We start from the raw sequence: 7502 nt of genomic DNA on the forward strand, positions 1-7502 counted from the left end.
TCGGCGGGGTAATGCTTCATCCCCACAGGGACTCCGTTCTCCTGGACCAACAAGATCCAAGTCTCTCCGGTGTCCAAACTCCAGGGTCAGGGCCCCAGCTCCAGTAGCCGCCGGCGGCGGGCCCGGGCCGGGGGGCGAGCAGCAGGGAGTCGGCATCACCGCCGAGTGCGTCTGCCAGCTCCTCGGCGACAGCTGCGGCGGCCGAGCGGGAGCGGGTGCGGACGAGAACGGGGACGCCTGCCCGATCGGCCCGCGCCCAATCGATCAGCGCAAGCAGCAGGTCCCAGCGCGGATTGCCGTCGTACAGCAGTTCATACAAGTCCAGCACGGCACGCCGGAGGTCGGGCCATTGGGTCTCGCGGAACAGCCCCCACGGCCCGGCGCGGCCCTCCAATGTCCCGCGGGACACCGAGCGGGCCAGCGCCCGTGCGCCGCTGCCGCGCCCCATCAGCACCTGCCAGGCGTCTTGCCTCCCGATCGAGCCCCAGCTGGACCACAGCAGGTTGAGCAGACGCACAGCGTCGGCGATCGGCTGTGGCCAGGGCTCCAACGTGTGGACACGCCGTGCTGCGACCACACCCATCACGACCGTCCGGTACAGCTCGGCGAGTTGCTCGTGGCGGTATACCGCCACGCTTGGTGCGGCTGCCGGGCGGTGGGCGAGGAGGGCGTTGCTGGTCAGGGGGCCGTATGCGGGGCGGTGCCCGAGAGTGTGCCGCACGTCGGTGCGCAGCGCGGGAGTCCACGGCCACTGCGTCCAGGCCCGGCTGCTGCCCGGCTGGGTGCCCAGGTCGGCCACGGCCACGACGCGGGCGGCGTCGTGCTCACTCGCCCAGGCCAACGCGCGTTCCCAGGACTGGTCGTTGGCCATGCTGGTGCGGTCGATGACGACAGTGCCGACGCTGGTCCCCAGCGAGGGCCTGCCGAGCGCGGTGTTGAGGTAGAACAGCCCCGAGGGCGAGTCGACAGCTCTGGTGATCTTTCCTTGGAGGTCGACGACCCGCCCGTCACCGCGGATTCTCTGCATGCGCAGGGCTCGCGAGAGGTTCTGCCTGCCGATCGCCAGCTGTGCCAGCCGTACGGTGACGTTGGTGCGCAGTCCGACGATCACCACCGGTCCGTCAGGGACCGGGCAAGGTGATCCGCCGGTCAGCTCTGCCCCGCGCCGTATGAGCTGGAGGTAGATCCCGATCAGCACGGCCATGTCGTGGCGCCCGCACGGGAGGCTCAGGTACACGCTGCGTTGATCACTCGATAATGCGTGGGACAACAGGGTCAGGGTGGCGCGGTCCAGCGGGCCGAGATCGACGGTGCGGCCGCGGTCCGTCATGCGAAGGGCCTGCACTCGCTCGAAGAAGTCGGCCGGGTCTGCGTCGGGAGGGACGAGACAGTCCAGATACGTCACGCGCGCCATCACCCACCTGGTATCCCCCCACTACCTGCCGTTACAGTAACGCACGTTGACAGGCCGTCACCTGCTCCTGGCCCAATCCGAGGGCGGTGGATCCGGGTTCGGACCACCGGGGGCGTACACATGAACGAGAAGCCAGGGGCGGGCCTCCCCCCGGTCTCATTCCTCGAGGCCGGGCCGGCGCCAGTGGAGTGGAGCCGGATCGCCGAGCACGAGTCGTGGCGCAAGGAGGTGCACCGGCCCGCGACCTACGTGCACAAGTGGTGGGCGAGGCGCCTGGGCAGCGTCGCACGCCACTTACTGTTGGCTGCCGTGTCCGGGCCGGACGACTCCGTTGCCGACGCCGCGGCCAGGCTGCGGGGGCTCGTCGTCTATGACCCCTTCGCCGGATCAGGCACCACCCTTGTCGAGGCGGCCAAACTCGGGGCCGCCGTCGTCGGCCGCGACATCAACCCCGTCGCGACGCTCACCCAGCGGCAGGCGCTGCAGCCATGGAATCTCGAGGTGCTCGCGGACCTCTTCGGGCAGGTCGTCAGGAAGTGCGCCCGCCCCGTCCAGGAACTGCACCGCACCGCCTCCAACGAACCGGTCCTGCACTACTTCTGGGTGGCCCTCGCGTACTGCCCGGAGTGCGGCGAGGACGTGGAGCTCTTCACCACCCGGGTCTTCGCCCGCCACGCCTACCCGCGCAGGCACCCGCGCGCCCAGGCCATATGCCCGGGCTGCCGGGGCATCTGCGTCACCGACCTGAGCAAGGACGAGAGCGGGCACTGCCCCGCCTGCGGCATCACCTTCCCGTTCCAAGGAGCCGCCCGCGGAAGGTTCATGACGTGCCGTCACGGGCACCGCACCCCTGTCATCGCCGCGCTGAACGGCGCCGTCCCGGAACGGCGCATGTACGCGAAGCTGGTGCTGCGCGCCGACGGCATCCGTGAGTACCGGGCGATCGACGACTTCGACCTCTGCCTGTACGACAAGGCGGCGAAGTCCCTCGCCGACACATCCCCCGATGAGCTCGTACGCCCGCTCGGCGCGCTGGAGGAAGGCGTCAGCACCATCCAGGCGCTGCGCTGGGGGTACGACTCCTGGGAGCGGTTCTTCAACGAGCGCCAGCGTTACAGCCTCGGACTGATCGGCGCGGCGCTGCGCGATCTGCCCGGGGCGTCCGCGGAACGCGAGGCGCTCATCGCATCGTTCGGCAGAACCGTCGAACACCACAACCTGTTCTGCTCCTACAAGGGAGAGGGTACCGGTCCGATCCGCTCGGTCTTCCACAACCACGTACTGCGACCGGAGCGGTGCAGCGTCGAAGGAGACCCCTGGGGTGCCCAGGGGGGATCGGCCGGGTTCTCCGGGGTGCTCACCCGGCTGCACAAAGCGGCCCAGTACAAGAGCACCCCGCTGGACTTCAAGGCCGAGGCCGACCGGATCCTCGCCGTCGACCAGTCCTCGCTGCCCGTCGCCCGCCCCCTGAGCACAACGTGGCAGCAGTTCGTGCGGAATCCCGCAACGGCCTACACCACCACCGGCGACGCCTCGCGAACGGATCTCCCCGACAACAGCGTGGACCTCATCGTCACCGACCCCCCCTACGTCGACAACGTCCACTACTCGGAACTGGCCGACTTCTTCCACGCCTGGCTCAGCGCCATGCGCCCCTACCAGGGCTACCCAGACATGCCCAGCACCCGGGCCGTCCAAGAAGTACAGAACGCCGCCCCTGATGGATTCCAAGCCACCGCAGCCCGCGTCTGGCGCGAGTGCCGACGCGTCCTCAAGCCCGGCAGCTGCCTCCTGTTCAGCTTCCACCAGTCGCAGACCACGGGCTGGTGCGCTCTGATGCGGTCGCTGTCCGACGCCGGCTTCACCGTTACCACCACCCGCGCCGTGATCGCCGAAGTGGCGACCAGTCTCTCCAAGACCGCAGCGGCGGAGCCCAACCGCATCGACGTCATTGTGCTGTGCCGAGACACCGCGGACACGCCGGCCGAGGCAGCCCCCGACCTCGACCAGGCCGCCGCGCAAGCGCTGTCGGAAATCCAGAGCCTCAGGGAGGCCGGACTGCAGGTGGGCCCCGGCGATGTCCGCACCGCAGTACGCGCCGCAGTCCTCGCAACAGGAACACGCCAGGCAGCCGCCGACTGGGAAACCCTGCAAGCAGAAGCAGACCAACGAGCCACGGCGGCGGTAGCGGAATTCAGCACCACCTGACTCCTGCGGGCCGGTGCCAGCCAGTCTGAGTCGGCGGGGGGAACCGGGTACAGCCCCAACACGCGGAGCGCCCAGCGGCGGCTCCCCGCCCTCGCACTGCTGCCGGTCGACTGCCGAGGAACGGGCGGCCGCGTCGCACTGCTCACGGCCGTCACCGTGGTCCGGCTCAGGGGCGGAGGCGGTCTTGCGGCGGCGTTGCGCGGAAGAAGGCGTCCAGGGGTTCGTCGACGGCGCGTTCGCGGGCGGCGCCGGCGGCAGCGGCGTCGAGGAGGGGTGCGAGGTCTTCAGTGTCGCAGGGGGTGAGGACGAGCCAGCGCAGGATGACCTGCCGCACGATCAGCCTGAGCTCACGCAGGGTGGCCAGCTTCTTGCCCTCGTCCTGATCCTTGAGGACGTCTCCGTGCACGTACTTGGAGCGCGCGCTGTACGCCTCCTGGACGCTTGTCTCGACCTGCTGGCGCAGGGACGGGGTGAGGAACAGGGCGGCTGCGCGAGACCGGATCTTTTCGCTGATGCCCTCATGCTGATCGTTAGGACTGGCCATCAGGGCTTCCAGCGCGATGACGTAGTCCAGGTGCAGCTCGTCGGTCTCCTGCTCCCACACGCCGTAGTCGCTGTGGGTGCGCTGGTAGGCCTGCAGCAGGTGCCGGGCTGCGCGCTCCAAGCGCAGGGCGCGCCTCCTGGGCAGCCTTCGGCTGCTGGTGGTGCCGTCCATGACGGCGTCGATCTTTGCGGTCACGGCGGCGCAGAAGGCTTGCAGGCACGGGAGTTGTTCCCAGGTGACGTGGAAGCTGCCAGTCTCGCGGACTTCGACTTCCTCGTACCCGCCGTCGTGGTCCTCGTAGATCTGGAGGGTGGTGGGCACGTGATTTGGGTGCAGCCCGAACTCGCGGCCGCGCTCGACGTTGAACACCGCGTCGACATGGACGATCTCCGGGCTCCACAGGATCAGCGGCAGCAGCGCCCTCCAGTGCCGGGCTTCCGGCCGCGGGCCGCTGAAATCGAACCAGGATACGCCGCTGCGGTCCGATGTACGGTCCAGATCGGGGACGTGGATGAACGGTGCGCCGGACAGGAGACGTAGGTCGAGCCCGCCCGGCTGAAGGCCGTGGAGGGCGGGCATCGGGCCCAACTTCCTCAGTTCGTCGGCGGTGAAGGTCTGCAGGGTGTACCGGCCCAGCGGGATCCGTGTTTCCTCGGGGAGGTCGCCGGTCAGCAACAGCCAGTCCTCCACTGCCGGCGCGGGCGCCGTGCAGAAGGCGACGAAACTGTCCGCAACCTTTTCCACCGGCACCGTCGCCCCCTGGGCAACCAGACGGGTCGCGTCCCCCAGTCCAGATCCGCCCAGGAGCGTGGACCATCGGGGCGCCCAGTCACCCTCGGCCTTGCCGTACAGGTCGCGGTGTTCGAATTTCGGCGCGGCGCCCACCACCGCGTTGATCACAGCATCGAACTCCGGCTGAGTCGACAGTGCTACATCGGTGATCGCCTGGGGTATCGAGGGCAGGTGCCGTGCCTGTTCGAGCCAGGCGAGGACGGCCTGACGCAGTGGGGCGGTGTCTTCCATACGGCACGAAAATAGCGCACCTTCACCGCCCGCGAGACTCAACCATCAGGCCAACGCTCTCGGTCTGAGCGGCCGTTCCTACGTTGGCGGGCCTGGCCCGGTACCGGCGATGATGGGCCTGGTGCGGTACGCCGACGACTTCATCGTGCTCGTGCACGGTACGAAGCCCGAAGCCGAAGGGTGAGGCGGTCGAGGAACGGTCTGTAGCGATGGGTGTGCCAGCCGAGGCTGTCGGGTGGCCAGTCCATTCGTACATGGGTTCTGATCGCTCCTCTGCCTCCGGGCGTCACTCCGGCCGGCGTTCTGCGGGTGCCTCGGTCCACTACGGTTCCATGGCGGGACTGCCGAGGGGCGGTCGTCGATCAGGAGTCGTCATGCTGCCACGCATCGGTCTGTACTACCCGTTCATCCACTTCCGCGACGAGCGATGGCTGAAGACGGCCGCGCTCTATTGGCGAGAACTGGCGCGAGTCGTGCCGGACGGTTATCGGTTGTCTGACTCGCGGACCGCCCGGGTACTGCGCGAGGAACTCGGCTTCATCAGGCCGGTGGATCCGGCGGAGCCCGCTCGACAGGTGGCACCGATGTTCCTCGAAGTCCTCAACCGTCACGCGGAGGCCTTACATACAGCGGGATATGGTGTGTCGCCTGCGTGGGACGACTGGGACAGCCGTGCGAGAAATCCCTTCGATCCAGTGGCTCCGCCCTCGTTCGGGCACGGGTCGAGGCACACGTATGGCACGGGACCGACACGCCCAGGCGTCGCAGCCGCCTACTGGGAGGAGTTCACCCCCGAACTGCGAGCGGCACTCGTAGACTCCGGGTTGGCAACCGACGTGCGGCGCAGTTCTGGGCTTCAAGGGCGACGCTCCCTCGCGAACGGTCGCTGGATGGCGATGAATGCCGGGCTCGCCTGGGTCTACAAGTGTGCGTTCGTCGAAGTGCTCGCCCGCCAGGGCCGGTTCACGCCCACAACGGACCAGCCCGACGCGCATCTGGCGTCGGCCGGCTGGGATGCCGACCGGGTGGCCGAGACCCTGCTCGGCACCACGGGCACGGCAGTGAGTGCCCAGCCGGACGAGATCGCCGACGCGGTCGGACTGTTGGCCGTCCGTTTGGCTGTGCCGGCGGGACTGGGCAACGTACCGGTCGAGAAGATCGTCAAGCTGCGGGAGAATCACCGCGACGAGTTCGCCGCGTTCAACGCCGTCGTGTCCCAGACCGTGGACGAACTGCGACAGGAACTGGCCGGGGTGACGCTGGCGGTGGCGCGCGAGAGCTACGTGCAGATGGCGGTCGAGCAGCGCTTCGATGCTCCTTTGAGGGCGTTGCGTGACGCGATGAAAGCGCAAGGCATCGGCACGGTGTACGGCCTGGCCAACGTGAAGTTCGAAATGCCCTCCTTGGTGAACGCCTTCAGCCCTGCGGTCGTCGGCGGCTTCCTCGGTCAGCCTATGGCGGGTGCGGCGGTTGGTGCGGCGCTCGCCGTCGTAAACGCCCGCCACACGCACAAGCAGCAGGTCAAAGACCTGAAAGCCGGGAATCCTGCCGCCTATCTACTCTCGGTGCAACGTGGCCTCCAGCCCCGTTCCCTCCTGCGGAAGATCACTTCGCTCGTCTGACCCACCAGGCACGCCGGACCACCTCCTCCTTTCCGACTACCTTGCACGCACCGCCGGACGTCGTAATGGGATGCAGTCGTAGCGGCGCGTGGCGATCCTGCTTGCCTCTTGAGTCATGCCGCGAGGAAGACCGGCGCGGGCCATGCTCCTGGGCCATGTCAGCTTCATGCCGCGTGCATCCTCTGCATTGCGATCCATGCCGAAACAAGGGGTTCGCAATGCAGGTCAAGGGGCTGGGCAGCATGTCCCGCAATCCCACGTCACACGATCGGCGGCTCAGCCGACGGGTCACCGACGAGGAACTGCTGGAGCTACTGACCAACTTATCGATGATCCACCGCCCGGCCCGTGCGGTGCGGCTGTGTCGAACGAGAGGCTCGGACCGCCGCCGGTGGATTTCGGCGAGGACCTCATCGAAGACGGAGAAGCAGAGCGATAGCTGAGAGAACCCGCGTGCGCACCCGGTCAAGCAAGCCAAGGTCGATGTCGGCGAGCACGACGGACCGTTGGTACAACCTTGGCAGCGCCCTGAACGACCTCCTACAGAGGTACCTCGCCAGCCGATGTCAGTGCCTGTAGTTACGGTCTCGGCATGTCGCTAGTGTCCCGAGTCTTAGGAAAGCCGTAGAAGTATGCTGGGCTCATGGCGCGCATGGGTCGGCCGACGGTCGAAGTGGTTCTGACGGATGAC

4 protein-coding genes are annotated in these 7502 nt (G+C 68.0%); 2 read left to right on the forward strand and 2 right to left on the reverse strand.

The genetic code is table 11. The features are described 5' to 3' along the window. Positions 1-16 precede the first annotated feature (16 nt). Positions 17-1414 (reverse strand): hypothetical protein, encoded by a 1398-nt coding sequence (locus tag ACFC02_RS40610; RefSeq protein ID WP_376367735.1) that lies wholly within the window; start codon positions 1412-1414, stop codon positions 17-19. Positions 1415-1534: 120 nt separating this feature from the next. On the opposite strand from ACFC02_RS40610, the gene ACFC02_RS40615 reads away from it, so the two are divergent. Further along, complete coding sequence (locus ACFC02_RS40615) at positions 1535-3622, forward strand: DNA methyltransferase (RefSeq protein WP_376367737.1); 2088 nt, start codon at positions 1535-1537, stop codon at positions 3620-3622. 166 nt (positions 3623-3788) lie between these two features. Here the strand turns inward: ACFC02_RS40615 and ACFC02_RS40620 are convergent, their stop codons facing one another. After that, the gene (locus tag ACFC02_RS40620) at positions 3789-5231 is read right to left on the reverse strand and encodes a hypothetical protein (protein WP_376367739.1); all 1443 of its coding nucleotides are present in this window, start codon (positions 5229-5231) and stop codon (positions 3789-3791) included. Between the two features lie 332 nt (positions 5232-5563). Between ACFC02_RS40620 and ACFC02_RS40625 the strand changes: the two genes are divergently transcribed. Continuing rightward, the gene (locus ACFC02_RS40625; RefSeq protein ID WP_376367741.1) at positions 5564-6811 is read left to right on the forward strand and encodes a DUF6236 family protein; all 1248 of its coding nucleotides are present in this window, start codon (positions 5564-5566) and stop codon (positions 6809-6811) included. The last annotated feature ends 691 nt before the right edge of the window (positions 6812-7502 follow it).

Origin of the sequence: Streptomyces sp. NPDC056160, assembly GCF_042268205.1 — a bacterium.
GTDB lineage: Bacteria > Actinomycetota > Actinomycetes > Streptomycetales > Streptomycetaceae > Streptomyces.

Excerpts from the sequence above, each read along its gene's own strand:
- ACFC02_RS40610 (WP_376367735.1), bottom strand. The coding sequence starts at position 1,414 with ATGGCGCGCGTGACGTATCTGGACTGTCTCGTCCCTCCCGACGCAGAC.
- ACFC02_RS40625 (WP_376367741.1), top strand. The coding sequence starts at position 5,564 with ATGCTGCCACGCATCGGTCTGTACTACCCGTTCATCCACTTCCGCGAC.
- ACFC02_RS40615 (WP_376367737.1), top strand. The coding sequence starts at position 1,535 with ATGAACGAGAAGCCAGGGGCGGGCCTCCCCCCGGTCTCATTCCTCGAG.